This is a genomic window from Roseinatronobacter ekhonensis, assembly GCF_900499075.1.
Taxonomy (GTDB): domain Bacteria; phylum Pseudomonadota; class Alphaproteobacteria; order Rhodobacterales; family Rhodobacteraceae; genus Roseinatronobacter; species Roseinatronobacter ekhonensis.
Genome location: NZ_UIHC01000017.1, coordinates 1 through 18,814, shown reverse-complemented (window position 1 = coordinate 18,814; position 18,814 = coordinate 1). Strand labels below are relative to the sequence as shown.

Below are 18,814 nucleotides of genomic sequence, written 5' to 3'. Positions count from 1 at the left end.
CTAATCCTTGGCGCCGGGCGGTTCGGAGCCAGACGGCGCAGATTTGGGCGGCACGGTTTTCGGCGGCTCGAATGTTTTGCGCAATCCGCGCGACATCGGCGCAGTAGAGAGGATCAGCATCAACCAGACCGCGAATAGATATGCCCCCTCGCTCGCCGCAGAGGCTGTCCCCGTTTGCGGGTCTTCACGCATAAGCGGCAAGAGCATCAGCACAAAGCCGAAGGCGGGCAGGAACCGGGCCGCATCCATCAGGCGGCGCAGGCGGTAGCTGTCCCGCGCCAGAAACGGAGGGGCTGCGGGCGGTTTCACGACGCAACCATGTCATGCAGCGCAGAGACCACTTCGGCATTGGCGAAGGGTTTGGTCATAAAGCGCGTTACCCCCAGCTTGGCCGCCAGATCACGGTCGGCGACCTGCCCCTTGGCCGTCAGCATCAGGACCGGCAAATCGCGGGTCGGTGCCTCGGCGCGCAGGTTGCGCAGTATTTCAAACCCGTCCATATCTGGCAGCATCAGATCAAGGATCAGCGCATCGGGCGGGGCGGAGCGCAGGCGCGCCAAGGCGGCGAACCCGTCGGCTTCTACATCGACCTGCCAGCCATTGCGGGTAAGGATAAAGCGGATCGCCTCTGAAATATTCGGCTCGTCTTCAATCACCAGCACACGCTTTTGCACCATAGGCCACCCCTCCCGGTCAAAGCCCAGTCGCTTGGACGACACTTGGCAGTTGCCGCGTGCGCCCTGCGCACGCGGCCATTGTCCGCGCCAGCGTCACCGCTCCTCCCGACGCGGCGCTGATACTTTATTCAGCATTATGACAGGTCTGTCAAAGCCGCATGTGACCCAAGCATCGCGCTAGCCGCCTGCGACCAGTATCGACGGCTCGCGTCGCGCGGCGCAATCGAGTTGCGGGCAAGTCCGGCAACTGGCCCCGACGGCAATCGCCGCGCTGTCGGGGCCCTGCCCCTCTTCGGGTAACAGCAACATGGTCGCGCGCAGCACCGGGGGCGCATCCAGACGGGCCGGGCCCGTGACAGCAGCCATGGCATAGGCGGTAAACCGTCGCCCCATGCGCCCCGCCGTCACAAGCTTGGTGCGTAGCGGCATGTGCGGCTGGCGCAAGGCCTGATAAAGCGGCCAGAGCGGGCACCCGCCGCCAAAGCGCGGAAAGGGAAACCCCTCTACGGGGCGGCGAAACAACAGCGTGCCCGACATGTCGCAAATCGCCAGCCCGGCAACTGGCAGCCCAAGTTCCGTCCGGAACGCTGGGGGCAGATGGGCCAACCGCCGCAGCACGACATCCAGACCGCACGCAAAATGCGCGGCCAGCACATCGGGGGCCATGCCATGCTCGGCCAGCCCGTCGCGCAATGCCCTTAGCGGAATGGCCTGTGCATCGGCATACATCTGCGCCAACCATGTCGCCGCTAGTTGCCGCGCCGCGCCAGAGGCCAGTTCGACCTGCGTCGCCAGATACGCCTCTGCCCCGTCCAGCGACGGGCGCTCGGCGATATCCAGGTGGAACTCTTGCCGCGCCAACCATGCCTCGACCTCTTCTTGTGGGGCCGCGATGCCGGTCTCGCCGGTTTTGGCGCTGTCGATATAATTGACCAATGCCACCGCGCCTTCGGCAAGACGCCCCGAATCATCCAGAATGTTCTGGTGGAACCGGTCCTGCCATTCCGGGGCAAGCGCATCATCATCGTTCAGGATGGCAGCGGTCGATTGCACAGAGGTCACAGCAGAGATGATCTCATGCAGCGCATCCCCCAGATAAGGGTCATGGGTCATGCGATCGTTCAACTGCTCGACCACGCGCTCCAGCCGCTCGACCCGCGCATGCGTATCCGCCAGTACCGCCGCCCAGCCGGGAAAGCGTCCGATCAATTCGTCGATACGCTCCAGCTCTCCCAGATCGGTATCCGACCGCAGCGCGGCGGCGCGCGCACCCTCGACAAGCCGTGCGTCGCTATCTTCGACCAACGCATCGGCAGACACCCCGAGCGCGGTTGCCAAGGCACTCAAAAGCGGCGCGCTGACCTTGCGCCGGTTATGTTCAATCAGGTTCAGATAGGATGGCGACACCCCAACCCGCCGCGCAAGGTCGGTCTGGCGTATGCCGCGCAGGGTGCGGCGCGCACGAATTCTGGTGCCGGTCAGGGCGCTGCGAGACATTTACGATCCTCCAGCGCACCAATTTACAGGTTTTGACAAGCCTGTGAAGATCAGACAGACTGGCAAAGCGGTCTACTGGCGAAAACGCCGCTTCACACCACCTGTGTTAGCCCGTATAAGCCGCGGCCAAACGCGTGGCAAAATTTGCCGCCTTTCGCCAGTCATAGAGGTATTCATGTCCCGCAACGACGCAGATGTCGCCTTCATCAAAGCCCTTGCAGAATTGCTGAACGAGAACGAGCTGACAGAGGTGAACGTCAAACGCGAATACGGCGAGAATGACAGCCTGAACGTGCGTGTATCTAAATCGGTCGCGCAGGTTGTGCAGACGCAGGCAGCGCCTGTCGCACCCGCAGCTGCGCCTGCCCCTGCGGCAGCCCCGCAACCATCGGATGAGAGCAGCACAGGCGGCAACCCGGCCGATCATCCCGGCGCCGTCACGTCGCCAATGGTCGGCACGATCTATCTGGCACCGGAACCCGGCGCGTCGAATTTTGTCAGCGTGGGCAGCCAGGTGGCCGAGGGCGACACGCTCTTGATTATCGAAGCGATGAAAACGATGAACCATATTCCCGCCCCGCGCGCGGGCGTGGTCAAACGCATTCTGGTGGGCGACACGTCGCCTGTCGAATTCGGCGCGCCGCTGATGATCATCGAATAAACCGGGGTGGGCATGTTCAAGAAAATCCTGATCGCAAATCGCGGCGAGATCGCGCTTCGCGTGATCCGAGCCTGCCGCGAGATGGGGATCATCTCTGTCGCCGTGCATTCCACGGCCGACGCGAATGCCATGCATGTGCGCATGGCCGACGAGGCGATCTGCATCGGCCCGCCGTCGTCAACCCATAGCTACCTTTCGGTGCCGTCGATTATTTCAGCCTGCGAAATTTCGGGCGCAGAGGCGATCCACCCCGGCTATGGGTTCCTGTCGGAAAACGCCGAATTCGTGCAAGTGGTCGAAGATCACGGGATCGCCTTCATCGGTCCATCGGCGGAACATATCCGCATGATGGGCGACAAAATCACTGCCAAGGACACGATGAAGGCACTGGGCGTGCCCTGCGTGCCCGGATCGGACGGCGGCGTGGCACATCTGCAAACCGCGCAGGCCGTAGCAGAGGGCATCGGCTACCCGGTCATCATAAAGGCCACGGCGGGCGGTGGCGGGCGCGGCATGAAACTGGCGCGCAACGCAAGCGACTTGGAAACGGCGTTTCGCACCGCGCGGGTAGAGGCCAAGGCCGCATTCGGCAATGACGAAGTGTACATCGAAAAGTATCTGGGCGCGCCGCGCCACATCGAAGTGCAGGTCTTTGGCGACGGGCGCGGCAATGCGGTGCATCTGGGCGAGCGCGACTGCTCTTTGCAGCGCCGCCACCAGAAAGTGCTGGAAGAAGCGCCCGGTCCCGCAATCGATTCCGAAACCCGCGCGCGTATTGGCGAGACCTGCGCAAAGGCTGTGGCCGATATTGGTTATCGCGGCGCGGGCACCATCGAATTTCTGTATGAAAACGGCGAGTTCTTCTTCATCGAGATGAACACCCGTCTACAGGTCGAACACCCCGTGACCGAAGCGATCTTTGGTGTCGACCTTGTGCGCGAGCAGATCCGCGTCGCAGCAGGAGAGACCCTGTCATTCACGCAGGACACGTTGCAGGTCAATGGCCACGCCATTGAAGTGCGCATCAACGCGGAAAAGCTGCCGAATTTCACCCCCTGCCCCGGCAAGGTCAACACCTACCATGCACCCGGCGGCCTGGGGGTGCGGATGGATAGCGCGCTGTATTCCGGCTATACGATCCCGCCCTATTACGACAGTCTGATCGCCAAGCTGATCGTGCATGGCCGCGACCGGCCCGAAGCGCTGGCCCGGCTGAACCGCGCCCTGGGAGAGTTGATTATCGACGGTGTCGACACCTCTATCCCGCTGTTCCGCGCACTTCTGGACCAGCACGACGTGCTGACCGGCGATTACAACATCCATTGGCTGGAAAAGTTCCTGGAGGCGCCCCAGCCCGAATAGGCGGCGCATGCGCCTGTCAGGAATAGGCGCGCGCCCAGCGATACAGCAAATCCTGTTGCATGGTGCGCGCGGTGCGGGCCCATTCCGCCGTGCCCTCTGGACGGTCTTGCCCCGAGCCGACGACTTGCGCGCGGCGCCTCAGATCGGACGAGCAGATGGCAAACGCCATGTCCTGACCTCCGGGGCTGCGCATATACCCGGCCAAAGCCGATACGAAATAGAGCGTGCCGGTTTTCGCGCGCACCTCGAAAGGCTGGTTGGGCAAAAGACGACCATTGCCATCGCGGAACGGATGTTCGCGCAGCAAGGGCTTGATCGCGCCCGCGCGCCCGGCGCGGTGGAACATATTGGCAAGGTCCGACATCGACACGCGCGACGCGGCCCCCAAGCCGGAATGATCGACCATCCGTAGGCTGGTCATCCCGTAGCGCGCCCGCGCCCAAGCCGACATTGCCGCGCCCGATGCGGACAGATCCCGCGGCATCGTGCCACTGGCCACCGTCGCGCTCAGGCCAATCGACTCTGCGCTGAGATTGGTGGAATAGCGCAGGGTCGCGCGCAGAATCTCCGCCAGACTATCAGAGCGGTGCTGCGCCAGAAGTTGCCCTTGCGGCGCGGTGGATGCGCGCGCGGGCGCAGAGAGCGTGATCCCCTGCGCGGCGGCAAGGGCCTGAAACGCCTCGCCCGCATACAGGTCCGGCTGGCGCACCGGCAACCAGCGTGACCCGCTATTGCCCAAGGCCGACCGCGCCACCGACCACTGCTCGCGCCCGCGGGCCATGCGGAACGTATAGAGCGGGCTGGCACGGTTGGCGATTTGCATCTGTGCCAATCGCACTTCGGGGCGGAACCTGTCAGAGCGGGCATCCATCGTGACGCGGTAATCGTTCGACTGGCGCGCCCATTCGAAATAGACACGGTTGAAATTCAGGTTCAGCCCGCCGACGGATGGGTTATAGCCCGCCTGCACGGCCTGATCGTCGGCAATTTGCTCAACAGCCGGCAATGCGCCGCCCCAGACCAGAAAGCGCCCTTCGACACGGCGCAAACCGCCCTGCGCAAGCGTTGCGGCCAGACTTGCCAACGCATCTGTGTCCAAAGTTGGGTCGCCGCCGCCTGCCAGCACCAGATCACCGCGCAAAACGCCGTTCTGCACCGGTCCGGTGGCCAGTAGCCGTGTTGCGAAACGGTAGTCCGGACCCAGCTTTTCCAATGCGTAGAGCGCCGTGATCGTCTTGGCCACACTTGCGGGCGGCAGCGGCGTATTGCTGCCGCGCCCTTCCAGTAGGTTGCCGTTTTTCATATCCAGAAGTGTATAGGCAATATCGCCGCCCAGCCCCGCGCGGCTGACAATACCGTCAGCCGATTGCGCCGGTTTCAGGGGCGGAATAAGCGACCGTTCGGGAGCGTTCGCGCAAGCCGGAAGCGCAAGTGTCGCCCCCGTCCCCGCTAGGGCCGTGAGAAAATCGCGCCGCCGCAACTTCATTGGCAATTCGTCCTGCACCAAAAATTCCAACTCAAATTGGCAAAACTTCGCCTATGGTTGTTTTAACCGTGATTCGAGCGTGCAGAGAAGAGAATTCACAGATCACATTTGCGAAACACTGCGTTTCCGATCTGATCAGCGCTTGGGCCAGCGCCCCGTCGCGCGCAACTCGCTGGAAGAAATTGCCCGCATCGGGATGGTCATAAAGCACCAAGCAGGGGCCGGGCGATAGGCAAGCGCCGCGGCTTGGGCCTGTGGCACACGATGCCCGCGCAGGCTGCGCGCGGCCACCGACCCCAGCGCCGCTTGCTGCGCGCCGGGCCGCGCGATAACCGCCATCGGCACGCGCGCGGCAATCGACCGCCAGTTTTCCCAATGGTGAAACCCTGCCAGATTGTCGGCCCCCATGATCCAGACGAAGCGCAGGCGCGGAAATCGGGTTTGCAGGGCGGCCAGCGTGTCGCAGGTTGCGCGCGTACCAAGCCGCGCTTCTACGTCAGAGACGATGACACGCGGGTCATCTATCAACCGGCGGGCATGTTCCATCCGCGCAGCAAGTGAAGCGGGCGCGTTGGGTTTGAGCGGGTTGCCGGGGCTGACCAGCCACCACATCCGGTCCAGCTTGAGCGCGCGCAAGGCATGACGTGTGACATGGACATGCCCGGCATGGGCGGGATCGAAAGAGCCGCCGAAAAGCCCGACTGTCGCCCCGTCTGGTGCGTGCGGCAGTTGATATCGCGGCAAAACAGGCAAGGTCGATCCTCTGACGCACGGTGGCACCGCTGCGCACTACAGGGTGGAACCCATACTGACAAGAGGGGGATGGTACCGCCTCCCCGGCTTGAACGGGGGACCTCTGGATCCACAATCCAGCGCTCTAACCAACTGAGCTAAGGCGGCCTGCGTGCGCAAATACCGCCGCAGGCGGGCGATTGCAATAGGGGCTACGCTTGAAAATGCCCTGCATCCGGCTTATCGCAATGCCAAGCGACATGGGCTTTGAAAGGGCACACATATGGGCATCAATTCGGAAACCGAGATTTCGGCGGATTTGCAGATCGGGCCGACCGATACGGGGATGGTCCGCATCTATATTGCCGGAAACGGTGTTGATCTGCCGATGGATTTCGATCCAGACGAAGCCGACGAAATCGCAGAAGAGTTGCGCGTGGCCGCGCAAGCGGCGCGCGGCACGACCGGCAAGCCGAAAGGGCGCAAGGGCTAGATAAGCATGATCCGCGCCAACCCGGATTCGGGCTGGTAATTGCAACGCACGTCCAACTGGGTGCCGTCGCGGGCGACACGCAGCATCACATCGCGCTCTGGCGCGCCGGTTGCGCCGGTGACATCACGGGTGCTGACCACGCCCAGCACGTCCAGACCGCGCTCGCGCCCGGCATTGGTGCAAGCGGCTTCTGCCCCGTCCATCCCGGCGGTTGCGGGCGCAGGCGGTGTCCCGCCGCCCGGCGCGGGCACAATCGGCAAGGCCCGCGTCATCGGGTTCAGGGTGCAGGCGCCAAGGCTGGCGGCAGCGGCAAGAATGCAAACGGCGCGGGATACGGACATGGGCAAGCCTCTTACTGTGACTGAGGCGCGGCGGATAGCAGATCCTCTGCCGCCGCCCGCGCGGCATCTGTCACCCTATCACCCGACAGCATGCGTGCAATCTCTTGCACCCGGTCTTCGGCGGAAAGTGGCACAACCCGCGACAGGGTCTGTCCGTCGGTCACGGATTTCTCGACCCGCCAATGATGCGCCCCAAGCGCGGCCACCTGCGGCGAATGGGTGACGACCAGCACTTGCGCGTCTTGCGCCAAAGCGCGCAGGCGTCGGCCCACGGCATCGGCAGTTGCCCCGCCCACACCACGGTCAATTTCGTCAAAAATAATGGTCATGCCGGGCTGACCCCGTGTCAGACAGACTTTGAGCGCCAGCAGAAAGCGCGACAATTCCCCGCCGGATGCGATTTTCGACAAGGCCCCTTTCGGCGCGCCGGGGTTTGTCGCGACCTCGAATGTCACACTGTCTTGGCCATCCTGTCCCGCCTCGGCGGGTTTGATCGTCGTGGCGAATTGCGCGCGCTCCATCTTCAGGGGCGCCAGTTCGCCCGCCATCTCGGCATCCAGCCTTTGTGCGGCCGCTGACCGCGTGTCCGAAACTGTGGCGGCGGCGGCGCTATAGGCCGCCTGCGCTTCGGTCACGTCCCGTTTCAGCGCGGCAATGTCACGGGCGGAGTTGTCCAGACGGTCCAGCCGCCCGCGCAGATCATCGGCGAATGCGCTCAGCTCATCGGGCAGCACGCCATGCTTGCGCGCCAGACCGCGAATGGCGAAAAGACGGTCTTCCAACTCCTCCAGCGCGCCGGGATGAAATTCCAGCGCATCCATGCAGGCGGTCACGGTCGAGTGCGCTTCGCCCAAAGCGTCCATCGCACGCGACAGCGCATCAAGCGCGGGGTCCAGTCGCCCCTCGACCGCATCGGCCACATCTTCAAGCCAGCGCGCCGCATCGCCGACCAACCGCTCTGCACCCTCATCGGACAAGGCGGTGGCGGCGCGGGCAATATCGGCGCTGACACGTTCGGACTGCTGCATCAGACGGCGCTGCGCATCAAGCTGGGCTTCTTCGCCGGGTTCGGGGGCAAGCGCGTCCAGCTCTGCCACCGCATGGCGCAAGAACTCTTCTTCGGCCTGCACGCTTTGCAACTGGCCCTCGGCATGGGCCAGTGCCTTGCGCGCTTGCGACAATCCGGCCCACGCCGCGCGCACAGGACCAAGGTCCACGCCCGCGAAACTGTCCAACAGGTCGCGATGCACACGCGGGTTCAGCAGCCCGCGGTCATCCTGCTGACCGTGCAATTCGACCAGCGTGTCGGACAACGCGCGCAACACCTCGCCAGAGACACGGCGGTCATTGACCCAGCCGGTTTTGCGCCCGTCCCGCGAATTGACCCGGCGCAGCAACAAGGTATCGCTCTGTGGCAGTCCCGCTTCGGACAGGATGGCATGTGCCGGATGGTCATCCTCCAGCGCGAATTCGGCGATCACCTCGCCTTGGGACGCACCTTGGCGCACCAGTTCGGCCCGACCGCGCCACCCCAGAACGAAGCCCAGACTGTCCAGCAAGATGGATTTGCCCGCCCCCGTCTCACCGGTCAACACGTTCAGACCCGGCTGGAAGGCGAGTTCCAGATGGTCGATGATCAGCACATCGCGAATGTCGAGCGACAATAGCATGAGAGCGGTCAGCCCGCCCGCGCAGAGGTCTGCGCGGTCAGAGCCATCTCCCCAGAATCGACTGGCGGTAGATGGATTGCAACCAGCCCTCTCCCTGCACCTCTGGGGACAGCCCCTGCCCGGTCAGCAGCGCAAAACTATCCTGATAGAAGGGGTTGGCCTCGAAGTTGTAACCCAGAACGGCGCCAGCGGTCTGCGCCTCGTCACGCAGGCCAAGTGAGAGATAGGCCTCTACCAGCCGGTGCAGCGCTTCGGGCGTGTGGGTCGAAGTCTGGAAATCCTCGACCACAACGCGGAACCGGTTGATCGCCGCATTGTAATTGCCGCGCTTCAGGTAGTAGCGACCGATTTCCATTTCCTTGGCCGCCAGATGGTCGAAAGCCAGCTCAAATTTCAAAACCGCGGACCGGGCATAATCGGTATCGGGATATTCCTCGATCACACGGCGCAAATGCTGCAATGCTTGGAATGTCAGCCCCTGATCGCGCCCCACTTCGTCGATCTGGTCATAAAACGACAACGCCAGCAGGTAGGCAGCATAGGGCGCGTCCTTATCGCCGGGATATGTGTCCAGAAAACGCTGCGCCGCGGCGCGGCTATCCTCGTACTCGCGCGCGCGGTGATGCGCGAAGGCCTGCATGATCAATGCTCTGCGCGACCATTCGGTATACGGATACAGCCGTTCAATTTCCTTGAAATACCGCAGCGAGTCCGAAGACCGGCGTGATGTTTCCAATTCATATTCGCCGCGCTTGTAAATTTCTTCGGCAGAGAAGGACGACAGGGATTCGTCGGGCCCATCCTTTGCCGCACAACCGGCAAGCAGCGCCACGACAGCGCATGTCAGCCCAAAACGCAGAATTCCACGATCAGCGATCATGTCGGCAGCACCCCATCCCGTCAGCATCTTGAAAGGTCGTAGCACAGAAAAATCACGGGCGCAAAACGCCTTTTGCGACTTTGCGCAAAGCGCCGGTCAGGCGGAAAGTGGAAGGTCGCGCAAACTTGTTCCCATACCGGGCAACCGCGCACGCAACTGCGCATCGCACTGCTCCATGCGGTAGTTTTGCGGGTCTGCCAGAAGTGCTTTCAACAGCAGACCGGTCAACGCATGTCCGGCGCGAACGCCCTCGTAATGGCCCAGCAACGGACGGCCCAGAACATACAGATCGCCCATTGCATCAAGCATCTTGTGGCGGACAGGCTCATCCCGGCGGCGCAGGCCGCCGGGGCTCAGCACGCGGCCGCGGTCGAACACGACAGCGTTTTCCAGCGTGCCGCCAAGCGCCAATCCGTTCGCTTGCATTTTCTCGACATCGCCGCGCATGCAAAATGTACGGCAATCGCTGAGTTCGCGCAGAAATGTGCCATTGTGCAGGCCCATGCTGGCGGTTTGGGTGCCGATGGCAGGATCTGCGAAGGCAATATCGAACGACATGCGGAATTCATCGGCGGGCCGCAAAGTCGCGCGCGCCTCTTCACGCCGCACGGTGACTTCCCGCAGGATACGCAACACAGTCAAGGGAGCGCTGCATTCGGTCATTCCCGCTTCCAGAATCCGGCGCACGAAAGGTGCGGCGCTACCATCAAGGATAGGCACTTCCGGCCCGTCAATTTCGATCAGCGCATTGTGGACGCCGCAGCCATGCAACGCGGCCAGCAAGTGTTCGACCGTGCGCACCTCTTGCCCTGCATCATTGCGCAGAATAGTGCAAAGGCTGGCTTCCACCCAGTTCGCGGGGTCCACGGCTATCTTGCCGCCAAGGTCGGTACGGTAAAAGGACAGGCCAGTATCGGCCGGTGCCGGACGCACAACCATGCGCACCGGCTTGCCACCATGAAGCCCGATCCCATTGATCGCGATGTCGCGTGTTACCGTTCTTTGCATGTCTACCACCTACGCCTGTGACCTCTGCGGGCCTGTTTACGCGTTGGTAATCCTGATGGCGCCTCAATCGCAACTCACAGATTGTGACCCATTGTAACAACGGGCGTGACAATTGGCGAAAAACCGCACATTTTGAAAAAACACTCTCAACACACTGATATAAATAGAAAAAGGCCGGGTAATCCGGCCAATTTCTTGATTGCAATGTGATCGGTGTTCGCGCGTCAGTTGGCCTGACGCCGCAAGAAAGCGGGAATTTCAATCCGCTCATCGGGATGCGCACGCTCTGCTTCTTCCTCGTAAGACGGGGTCGGCTGGGCGGCGTGACGCGCATGCGCATTGCCGCTGTCATGCGATTGCCCTGCCATCCGGCTTATGAAAGACCCGATACCAAAGCGCCCTGTTTTCTCGGCCTCTGGCTGTTGCTGTGGCTGCGCACGGGGTGCGCGATCCGCGACAGGTGCCTCTCGCGGCGGCATCGGAGCATGCGCGGGACGGCTGTAGCCACCGCGGTTCTCCGGCTCTTTGCGAACCGCCTGCTGCAACCGAGCCAGCGTTTCAGGTGACGGGCTACCCGGTGCATTGCGACGCGGCGCGGTAAAGCCTGAAGGGCCGGACTGCTCAGCGGCCGGCGCCTGTTCTTCGAACACCTCATCCAGGTCGAACCGCTCTTCGGCATGGTGCTGCGGTTGCTGGGGTTGATAGGCTGCAGGGCTTGGTTGCGGCGCGGCTTGGCCGCCGAAACGCGGACGCTGTGGCTCTGGTGCATAGGGCCGCGGCTGAGCTTCTGCCTGACGCGGCTGGTAGGCGGCGGGCTGCTCGTGCGCAGGCGCCGCACGCTCGGACGCAAACAGGTTGGCTTGTTCCGGCTGCGCTTGCGGCGCAGGCTGGGGCTGCGGCGCGCGTGCCACGGGTTCAGCCATGCGCAACGGCTCGGCGGCGGCGCGGTCAACAAAGGACGCGGCCTCACGCGGTGCCTCGGCCTTGTGTTCGACATCGACATCAATGCCAGTGGCCACGACAGAGACCCGGATCATCCCTTCCATCGACGGGTCCAGCGTGGAGCCGATGATGATATTCGCCTCTGGGTCGACCTTCTCGCGGATGCGGTTGGCGGCATCGTCAAGCTCGAAGAGAGTCAGATCATGCCCGCCGGTGATGTTGATCAGGACACCACGCGCGCCATTCAGGCTGATTTCATCCAGAAGCGGGTTGGCGATGGCCTTTTCGGCGGCCTGCACAGCACGATCTTCGCCGGACGCTTCGCCCGTGCCCATCATCGCCTTGCCCATTTCGTCCATCACGGCCCGAACATCGGCAAAATCGAGGTTGATCAGGCCCGGGCGCACCATCAGGTCGGTCACACCCTTCACGCCCTGATAGAGCACGTCATCAGCCATGGCGAAGGCTTCGGTGAAGGTGGTACGCTCATTGGCCAGACGGAACAGGTTCTGGTTGGGAATGATGATCAGCGTGTCGACCACCTTTTGCAGCGCCTCGATGCCCTCTTCGGCCTGACGCATGCGCTTGCCGCCTTCGAACTGGAACGGCTTGGTGACAACACCAACGGTCAGAACGCCCAATTCACGCGCAGCCTGCGCGATGATCGGGGCGGCACCCGTGCCGGTCCCGCCGCCCATACCAGCAGTGATAAAGCACATATGCGCGCCCGCCAGATGGTCGATGATCTCTTCAATGGTTTCCTCGGCGGCGGCAGAGCCGACAGAGGCGCGCGCGCCGGCACCCAGACCTTCGGTGATTTTCACACCCATCTGAATGCGCCCCTGCGCGCGGTTTTGTTGCAGGGCCTGCGCATCGGTATTGGCCACAACGAAATCGACGCCTTCAAGGCTTTGCTCGATCATGTTGTTGACGGCATTGCCGCCTGCGCCGCCCACACCGAATACGGTGATGCGCGGTGCCAGTTCGTTGCGCTGTTCTGTCTGCACGAAATTCAATGCCATTGCCTACTCCGCCTCTTTTTGACCGGCCGTTGTGCAGACCACCCTGCGCGCCGGTTTTGCCGATTTTCTAGGAATCCTACAGGTCTTGCCCGCAGAGGTCATCAAAAAAGTCACGTTTTGCCACCAAATCTGCACCTACCTTGTTGTAAAACTGCCGCATTTCCACAGCCTAAGCATATATTGGTGTTACCAGTTGTCGCGAAACCACTTGACAGCGCGCTTCAGTGAACGCGCCGGGTAGCTTTCGATGGGCAGGTCGAAATCCCACCATTCATCTTGCGGGTGGGTTGCCAGCACGCACAGACCCACAGCGCTGGAAAACGCGGGGCCAGAGGCGGCTTGCGGCAACCCGCGCACACGCACGGGGCGGCCAAGCCGGACCTGCTGGCCGAAAATGCGCGCCGCCAACCCGTCCAGCCCCGGCACCTGCGCGGCCCCGCCGGTCAGAACGACCTGCTGGCTGGGCAGATGGTTGAAGCCCGCCGCATCCAGACGCGCGCGGACATGCTCAAGGATCTCTTCGATGCGCGGGCGCATTATGCCGATCAGCTCTGACCGGCTGATGGTGCGGCGATCCTTGTCCCAGTCGCCGGAATTGCCGCCGATCTCGATCATCTCGCGGTCGTCCATAGAGGTGGCTTGCACCCCGCCGTGGATTGTTTTCAGCCGTTCCGCCGTGGCGAAATCCACCTGCAAGCCCTGACTGATGTCAGAGGTCACAAGCGCGCCGCCCATGCGCACGCTGTCGGTATAGATCATGTGCTTTTTCATGAAGATCGACACACCCGACACGCCCGCCCCAAGGTCTATACAGGCGGCGCCCAGTTCCTGCTCATCCTCGACCAGTGCCGACATGCCGGTGGCATAGGCGCTTGCGGTTACACCGGCGACCTCCACGTCGCAACGGCGAAGGCAGTTGCAGATGTCGCGCACCAAGGCGGTATCGACGGTGACCATATGCATATCGCAAGACAGGCTCCGGCCCGACTGGCCGCGCGGGTCCGACAGGCCGGTGCGGTGGTCCAGCGCAAAATTGATGGGTTGGGCATGCAGAACATCGCGCCCGCGCCCAATATCGGGCATGTCGCAATTCGCCATGACCTGCGCGATATCGTTTTCAACCACACTGGCGCCGTCGATCGCCACCTCGCCCGCCAGCCCGTAAGAGCGCGGTGCCCCCCCCGACAGGCAGACGATGACATGATCCACCCGCGCGCGCGCCATTTTCTGCGCGGCCTGCAATGCAGTGCGCACGGCACTTTCGGTTTCGGCCATCGCGGCGATTTCGCCAAAGCGCACGCCGCAAGATTGGGTGGTGCCCGCACCGATCACCCGAAACCCCGCCTGCCCTGCCATATTGCCAATGCCCGGCGTGGCGCGGGGGCCGGTCTGTTCCAGCTTCAGGACAAGAGCGGCCACTTTATAGCTGCCAATGTCGATCACGCCAATCACACCGCGCTGAATGGCAAGACGCCGCATCTGGCGCATGGCACGTTGGGACGCGTAGGGGTCGGGTATCACTGTGAAGCCTCCGAAGGATTGACCCGTATCGCGCGCAGGGTTTCGAGCGCGCCGGGGCTAACATGCAAAATGGGGCGTGCGGGGTTACGCATATCGACAGACAGAACATCGCGCGCCAACAGGTCTTGGGCGTGATCCAGCGCCAGAACCCGTTCCAGCGCCTGCATCGCACCGCGCTCGGGCAGCCGGATACGTTGGTCGCGGTCCAGAACCACATCCCAACGCCGCGCGCCGACGCGCACAAGCCCGCGCAACCGTTCCCCCAAGGGCAGCGCGGCATCCAGCAGCGCCAACGCCTCTCGGACATGGGCCTGGGCGCCTTCGCCCGCGATCAGGGGCAGATCGGGCAAGGCCGCCTCATCGGACAGCATGGCAACGCGATGCCCGTCAATATCCAGCAACTGCCGCTCACGCCCGGAATGCCACAACACGACCGGCGCGCGTTCCTGAACCGTCACGACCAGCGCGCCATCCGCGCCAAGGCGCAACGCCGCTTCGGCGACAGAGTCGTAAGCTTCGATTTCGGCACGCAACGCGGGCAGGTCCAGTCGAAAGGACGACCGAGGCAATTCCACCGCCAAGCGCGCACGGATAGAGCGGTCCAGTTCTGGCGCGACAGGCGACACCGTGACCGACGACACCATGAATTCGGGGCGATCAACGACCGCGGCATAGGCCGCGTCGCCCCAAAGTGCGATCTGAGCGCGGTTCTGCGCATTGGACAGCACAAGCGCGACCACACCCAGAACCAAGAAAAGCGGCAGGCCCCGCGTGATGCATGCACGGTAAAATGGCGTCAGCCAGATACGTTGCAGCCGGTATGCCAAGCGCGCGCGACGGGTCTGCGCCAATGACACGGCCTTGCGCAGCGTCTGCGGAGGAACCGGTCGAATATTGTCCCACCGCACGGCAGGATCGGTTCTGAACCCGTGCTGCGCCGGACGCTCGGATTGCGGATCTTCCATCGGCGCGACGTGCAGGGTGTCGTCGAAACCGCCTGTCAGATCCTGGACCGGTTCAGGATGCTCCGCCGGCGCCAAAGGCGGGTCTTGAAACATCACCGGCTCCGGACACAGGTCCAGAATATCTTCCGACGCGTATTCCTCTGCACGGGTTGCGCCAAGATGGTCCCAAAAGCAATGCTCCAGCGATTGCGCGGAAACCGGCGCGCCGCCCCGATCCATATCATCCCTTACCGGTCGCATGAGGCATCCTCGACCAGAAGACGGCACAAATCGGCAAAAGCGGTTCCACACTGCGCCGCCTGTTCGGGCACAAGCGATGTCGGTGTCATACCGGGCTGGGTGTTGGTCTCTAGCAAGATCAACCCGTCCAGCCCCCGGCTCTCGTCCCACCGAAAATCGGTGCGGCTGATGCCGCGGCAGCCCAGCACACGATGCGCGCGCATCGCGTAATCCAGACATGCGTCAAAGATGTCTTGCGGCACATCGGCAGGCAGCACATGGCGCGATCCGCCGGGTTTGTATTTCGCGTCGTAATCATACCAGCCATCTGTGAGGATGTCGGTCACGGTCAGCGCGCGGTCGCCCAGCACTGTGGTCGTCAACTCGCGCCCCGGCGCGAAGGCTTCGACCATGACCTCTGCGGGCATATCGTCAGACAGGCGCGGCGGTGTGTTCGCACCTTCCTGCACCAGATAGACGCCGACAGACGACCCCTCATTGTTGGGTTTGACAACATAGGGCGGCGGCAACACATGTGCGGCCATGACCTCGGCCTTGGGCGCAATCCGGCTGTCGACCACAGGCAATCCCACCGCGACATAGGCCGCTTTCGCCCGCGCCTTGTCCATCGCCAAGGCCGAAGCCAGAACGCCGGAATGCGTATAAGGAATGCGCAGCCATTCAAGGATACCCTGAACGCAGCCATCCTCACCGAACCGGCCATGCAGCGCGTTGAACACGATATCGGGAGCAATCTCTGTCAAACGCTGCGCGACATCGCCGCGCGCGTCCAGTTCGATCACCTCGAATCCTGCCACCCGTAGCGCCTGCGCGCATTCATGGCCCGAAGACAGGGACACCTCGCGCTCAGCCGAGAGTCCGCCCTTCAAAACACATATACGGGGGGCTGCCCTGCTCGACATGCCCAATTCCGTTGCCTGTTATGCCTCGATTTTCCGAAGCGTTATTCTGCCCCTGCCCCGTCCGTTACCAACGGTGGCAGATTTGCGGATGGGCCTGCTTCGCCCACACGCATGATTTCCCAGTGTAGCGAAAGGCCGCGGGCTTGCAAAACCCTTTTTCGCACTTCCTCGCCCAAAGCCTCCAACTCCGTGGCGGATGCGCCACCGGTGTTGACCAGAAAATTCGGGTGCTTGGGCGACATTTGTGCGCCGCCCAGCTTTGCCCCGCGCAAGCCTGCGGCGTCAATCACCTTCCACGCTTTCAGCTCGTGGCTGTCATCCGCTTGGCCCGTGGATGAAAACCCCGCCGGGTTGCGAAAGGTCGATCCCGCGCTGCGGTCCTTGGTGGGTTGCGTTGCATCACGCTTGGCGAGTTGATCTTCCATTCGGGCATGCAAGCTGGCCGGGTCGCCTTCGGACGCGTGAAAGCGGGCTTGGGTGATGACCATGCCCTCGGGCAGGTCGGATTGGCGGTAGGTTAAGTTCAGCGCGTCCGCCGGGATGGTGTGTGTCACGCCCGTGCGGTCGATGGCGGTGATCTCGATCAGGTGATCTTTGACATATGACCCGTAGCACCCCGCATTCATCCGCACAGCACCTCCGATGCTGCCGGGGATGGTGCGCAGGAAGGTCAGGTCACGCCCCGCATCCGCCGCCTTGCGGGCAACATGGGCGTCCAGCGCGGCGGCCCCGGCGGTGATATGCTCGGCGATGTCGATGCCGTTGAAGCCCCGCCCCAGCCGGATCACCACCGCCCGAATACCGCCATCCCGCACAATGAGGTTGGACCCGACACCCATGGGGAACACAGGGATTTCAGGCGCAAGCTGGCGCAGGAAATCGGCCAGATCCTCCGCATCGGCGGGCTGGAACAACCAATCCGCAGGCCCACCCACGCGCAGCCATGTCAGACTGTCGAGCGGGCGGTTCGGGGTGAGTTGGCCGCGTATGGCGATCTGGTCGGGTTGCATGTGGGTGGGGTAGCGCAGGTTGCGGAGGGTGTCCAGATATGCGGGGCGGTCGCTTGGTGGTGGGGCGGCGGGAGTGTGAGTATTTGGGGCAAGATGAAGGGGGTTAGGGACCGATGATAAAACGAAGAAGCGTCATTGTGACCCATGCCAAACCGCCCATGCCACTCCCCATTGCACCAATTAAACAGAGCGCATCAACAAGGTTTTTGCCATCTTTGCTAACGATCCGAGCGAGCCTCGTTTGCAAGCGGTAGAGCGTGGACGTCTTTTCCGCGAGCGGGATTGCTTCATCCGCAATTACCTCTGCATCGTCGATGAACTCTTTTGCAAGTTCTGCATCGGAAATCTGCGCCGCACCGTCGGCAATCAGTTTCAGATCATCGCGAGTCTGTTCGTCCGCCTCATCAAACCGCACAGCGATCCGCTTCTGAACGACCGATTTCGTCTTGTCGAAGGCGTTGCACATATCGAGCGCGGCGTTGCCGAGAACCGAGGACAGGTCGCGCACGCAATCATCATCGGGCAACTCGCCGCTCTGCAAGTTGCGCGCGATGTGGCCTTGGACGCGGATGAATACGTCATGCAGGCGCAAAGGGCGGTCGGGGTGCCGGGCGATGCGTTGGTCGAGCAGGTCGAGGTCAGACACAAGCGCCGTGAACATGTTGCCCTGCGGGCCTTGCAGCTTGCTTCGCAAGTTTGCGATCTCATCCTGCACGCTTTCGACGGCGTCTTGAAAAATGTCACCGTCGATGTCGGATTTGCCGGTGCGGTGCCACAGACCATCGGGGCCGATGTCGATCTCGTCCTCGCCCAAGGGACGGGTTTCGGCGATGTGTTCGAGCCAGATTTTCGCGATCAGCGCGTTGACGTGGTCGGCGCCTTTGTCCCAGTCGGCGGGGTCGATGAGGGCGATCGTGGTGAGCAGGTCGTAGTCTTGCGGGCGGCCATAGAGCGCGTTTTCATACCACTCAACCCAGAAGCGCCAAGCTTCGCCTTGGGCAAGGATTTTGGGGCGAGCTTCTGACCAGAATGATAAGGCCGTCCCATCGTGGTGCGTTAGCTTATTCAAAGCTAAATCGGCACCACTTGGAAGAAGGCGTGCGTCTTCGAGGGCTTCGGGATATACTCTTGTTATATCTACTCGGCGCACACCAGCAAGGTAGCTTACAGTATTGAAGACGCTTTGATTAACAAATTGGTTAGTTGCGTGCGGTCTACTTATGGTCGGAAGAAGACGCACATTAATATCAAACAAGAAGTTTCCTGTTGATGTAGTAGCTAGTGTTCCCCACCTGACACAGGATTCCCATTGAGGGCCTGATGTGCTATATTCGGGACATGAGACGCAATGACATTTGCCTTTACCTTGGCCCCGCCGACCGTGCTGAGCTTCAAGCTCTGATCA

18 protein-coding genes and 1 tRNA gene are annotated in these 18,814 nt (G+C 62.4%); 3 read left to right on the top strand and 16 right to left on the bottom strand.

Annotated features, from left to right (window positions below):
• The 3 genes from ROE7235_RS09775 to ROE7235_RS09765 all read right to left on the bottom strand — a co-directional run bounded on the left by ROE7235_RS09775 (position 1) and on the right by ROE7235_RS09765 (position 2,174).
• Positions 1 to 309 (bottom strand): hypothetical protein, encoded by a 309-nt coding sequence (locus ROE7235_RS09775; RefSeq protein WP_121095104.1) that lies wholly within the window; start codon positions 307 to 309, stop codon positions 1 to 3.
• The gene (locus ROE7235_RS09770; protein WP_370743611.1) at positions 306 to 677 is read right to left on the bottom strand and encodes a response regulator transcription factor; all 372 of its coding nucleotides are present in this window, start codon (positions 675 to 677) and stop codon (positions 306 to 308) included. The genes ROE7235_RS09775 and ROE7235_RS09770 overlap by 4 nt, the downstream gene beginning before the upstream one ends.
• Before the next feature lie 177 nt (positions 678 to 854).
• Complete coding sequence (locus ROE7235_RS09765) at positions 855 to 2,174, bottom strand: helix-turn-helix domain-containing protein (RefSeq protein WP_121095102.1); 1,320 nt, start codon at positions 2,172 to 2,174, stop codon at positions 855 to 857.
• Between the two features lie 175 nt (positions 2,175 to 2,349).
• Here ROE7235_RS09765 and accB point away from each other — a divergent pair, with 175 nt between their 5' ends.
• Together accB and accC are read left to right on the top strand one after the other, a co-directional pair.
• Positions 2,350 to 2,835 carry an acetyl-CoA carboxylase biotin carboxyl carrier protein gene (accB, locus tag ROE7235_RS09760; protein ID WP_121095100.1) on the top strand — a complete coding sequence of 162 codons (486 nt, stop codon included), beginning with the start codon at positions 2,350 to 2,352 and terminating at the stop codon, positions 2,833 to 2,835.
• 12 nt (positions 2,836 to 2,847) lie between these two features.
• Positions 2,848 to 4,197 (top strand): acetyl-CoA carboxylase biotin carboxylase subunit, encoded by a 1,350-nt coding sequence (gene accC, locus ROE7235_RS09755; protein WP_121095180.1) that lies wholly within the window; start codon positions 2,848 to 2,850, stop codon positions 4,195 to 4,197.
• Positions 4,198 to 4,213: 16 nt separating this feature from the next.
• Here accC and dacB read toward each other — a convergent pair whose 3' ends face one another.
• From dacB to ROE7235_RS09740, 3 genes are all read right to left on the bottom strand, one after another.
• On the bottom strand, positions 4,214 to 5,683 hold the full coding sequence (gene dacB / locus ROE7235_RS09750) for a D-alanyl-D-alanine carboxypeptidase/D-alanyl-D-alanine endopeptidase (RefSeq protein ID WP_121095178.1): 1,470 nt from the start codon (positions 5,681 to 5,683) through the stop codon (positions 4,214 to 4,216).
• A gap of 135 nt (positions 5,684 to 5,818) precedes the next feature.
• The gene (locus tag ROE7235_RS09745; RefSeq protein ID WP_245963928.1) at positions 5,819 to 6,427 is read right to left on the bottom strand and encodes a nicotinate-nucleotide adenylyltransferase; all 609 of its coding nucleotides are present in this window, start codon (positions 6,425 to 6,427) and stop codon (positions 5,819 to 5,821) included.
• Positions 6,428 to 6,506: 79 nt separating this feature from the next.
• A tRNA-His gene (locus ROE7235_RS09740) sits at positions 6,507 to 6,583 on the bottom strand.
• Positions 6,584 to 6,698: 115 nt separating this feature from the next.
• On the opposite strand from ROE7235_RS09740, the gene ROE7235_RS09735 reads away from it, so the two are divergent.
• Positions 6,699 to 6,908: a DUF6324 family protein gene (locus ROE7235_RS09735; RefSeq protein WP_121095098.1), complete on the top strand. Its 210-nt coding sequence runs from the start codon at positions 6,699 to 6,701 to the stop codon at positions 6,906 to 6,908.
• Here ROE7235_RS09735 and ROE7235_RS09730 read toward each other — a convergent pair.
• The 10 genes from ROE7235_RS09730 to ROE7235_RS09685 all read right to left on the bottom strand — a co-directional run bounded on the left by ROE7235_RS09730 (position 6,905) and on the right by ROE7235_RS09685 (position 18,664).
• Positions 6,905 to 7,249 (bottom strand): hypothetical protein, encoded by a 345-nt coding sequence (locus ROE7235_RS09730; protein ID WP_121095096.1) that lies wholly within the window; start codon positions 7,247 to 7,249, stop codon positions 6,905 to 6,907. The genes ROE7235_RS09735 and ROE7235_RS09730 overlap by 4 nt on opposite strands.
• A gap of 11 nt (positions 7,250 to 7,260) precedes the next feature.
• Positions 7,261 to 8,919: a DNA repair protein RecN gene (gene recN / locus ROE7235_RS09725; RefSeq protein ID WP_121095094.1), complete on the bottom strand. Its 1,659-nt coding sequence runs from the start codon at positions 8,917 to 8,919 to the stop codon at positions 7,261 to 7,263.
• Positions 8,920 to 8,956: 37 nt separating this feature from the next.
• Positions 8,957 to 9,799 (bottom strand): outer membrane protein assembly factor BamD, encoded by an 843-nt coding sequence (locus tag ROE7235_RS09720; RefSeq protein WP_121095174.1) that lies wholly within the window; start codon positions 9,797 to 9,799, stop codon positions 8,957 to 8,959.
• A 96-nt stretch (positions 9,800 to 9,895) separates the two neighbouring features.
• Positions 9,896 to 10,807 (bottom strand): UDP-3-O-acyl-N-acetylglucosamine deacetylase, encoded by a 912-nt coding sequence (gene lpxC, locus ROE7235_RS09715; RefSeq protein WP_121095092.1) that lies wholly within the window; start codon positions 10,805 to 10,807, stop codon positions 9,896 to 9,898.
• Positions 10,808 to 11,031: 224 nt separating this feature from the next.
• Positions 11,032 to 12,771 (bottom strand): cell division protein FtsZ, encoded by a 1,740-nt coding sequence (gene ftsZ, locus ROE7235_RS09710; RefSeq protein ID WP_121095090.1) that lies wholly within the window; start codon positions 12,769 to 12,771, stop codon positions 11,032 to 11,034.
• A 186-nt stretch (positions 12,772 to 12,957) separates the two neighbouring features.
• Positions 12,958 to 14,289: a cell division protein FtsA gene (ftsA, locus tag ROE7235_RS09705; protein ID WP_121095172.1), complete on the bottom strand. Its 1,332-nt coding sequence runs from the start codon at positions 14,287 to 14,289 to the stop codon at positions 12,958 to 12,960.
• The gene (locus ROE7235_RS09700) at positions 14,289 to 15,497 is read right to left on the bottom strand and encodes a cell division protein FtsQ/DivIB (protein WP_121095088.1); all 1,209 of its coding nucleotides are present in this window, start codon (positions 15,495 to 15,497) and stop codon (positions 14,289 to 14,291) included. The genes ftsA and ROE7235_RS09700 overlap by 1 nt, the downstream gene beginning before the upstream one ends.
• Positions 15,485 to 16,399, bottom strand: a complete 915-nt coding sequence (locus tag ROE7235_RS09695; protein ID WP_183073447.1) for a D-alanine--D-alanine ligase — start codon at positions 16,397 to 16,399, stop codon at positions 15,485 to 15,487. Before ROE7235_RS09695 ends, ROE7235_RS09700 begins: the two co-directional genes overlap by 13 nt.
• Before the next feature lie 41 nt (positions 16,400 to 16,440).
• Positions 16,441 to 17,409 carry a UDP-N-acetylmuramate dehydrogenase gene (murB, locus tag ROE7235_RS09690; protein ID WP_121095086.1) on the bottom strand — a complete coding sequence of 323 codons (969 nt, stop codon included), beginning with the start codon at positions 17,407 to 17,409 and terminating at the stop codon, positions 16,441 to 16,443.
• Between the two features lie 103 nt (positions 17,410 to 17,512).
• A complete protein-coding gene (locus ROE7235_RS09685) occupies positions 17,513 to 18,664 on the bottom strand; it encodes a hypothetical protein (protein ID WP_147434192.1) in 1,152 nt (383 codons plus the stop codon).
• Positions 18,665 to 18,814: the final 150 nt, after the last annotated feature.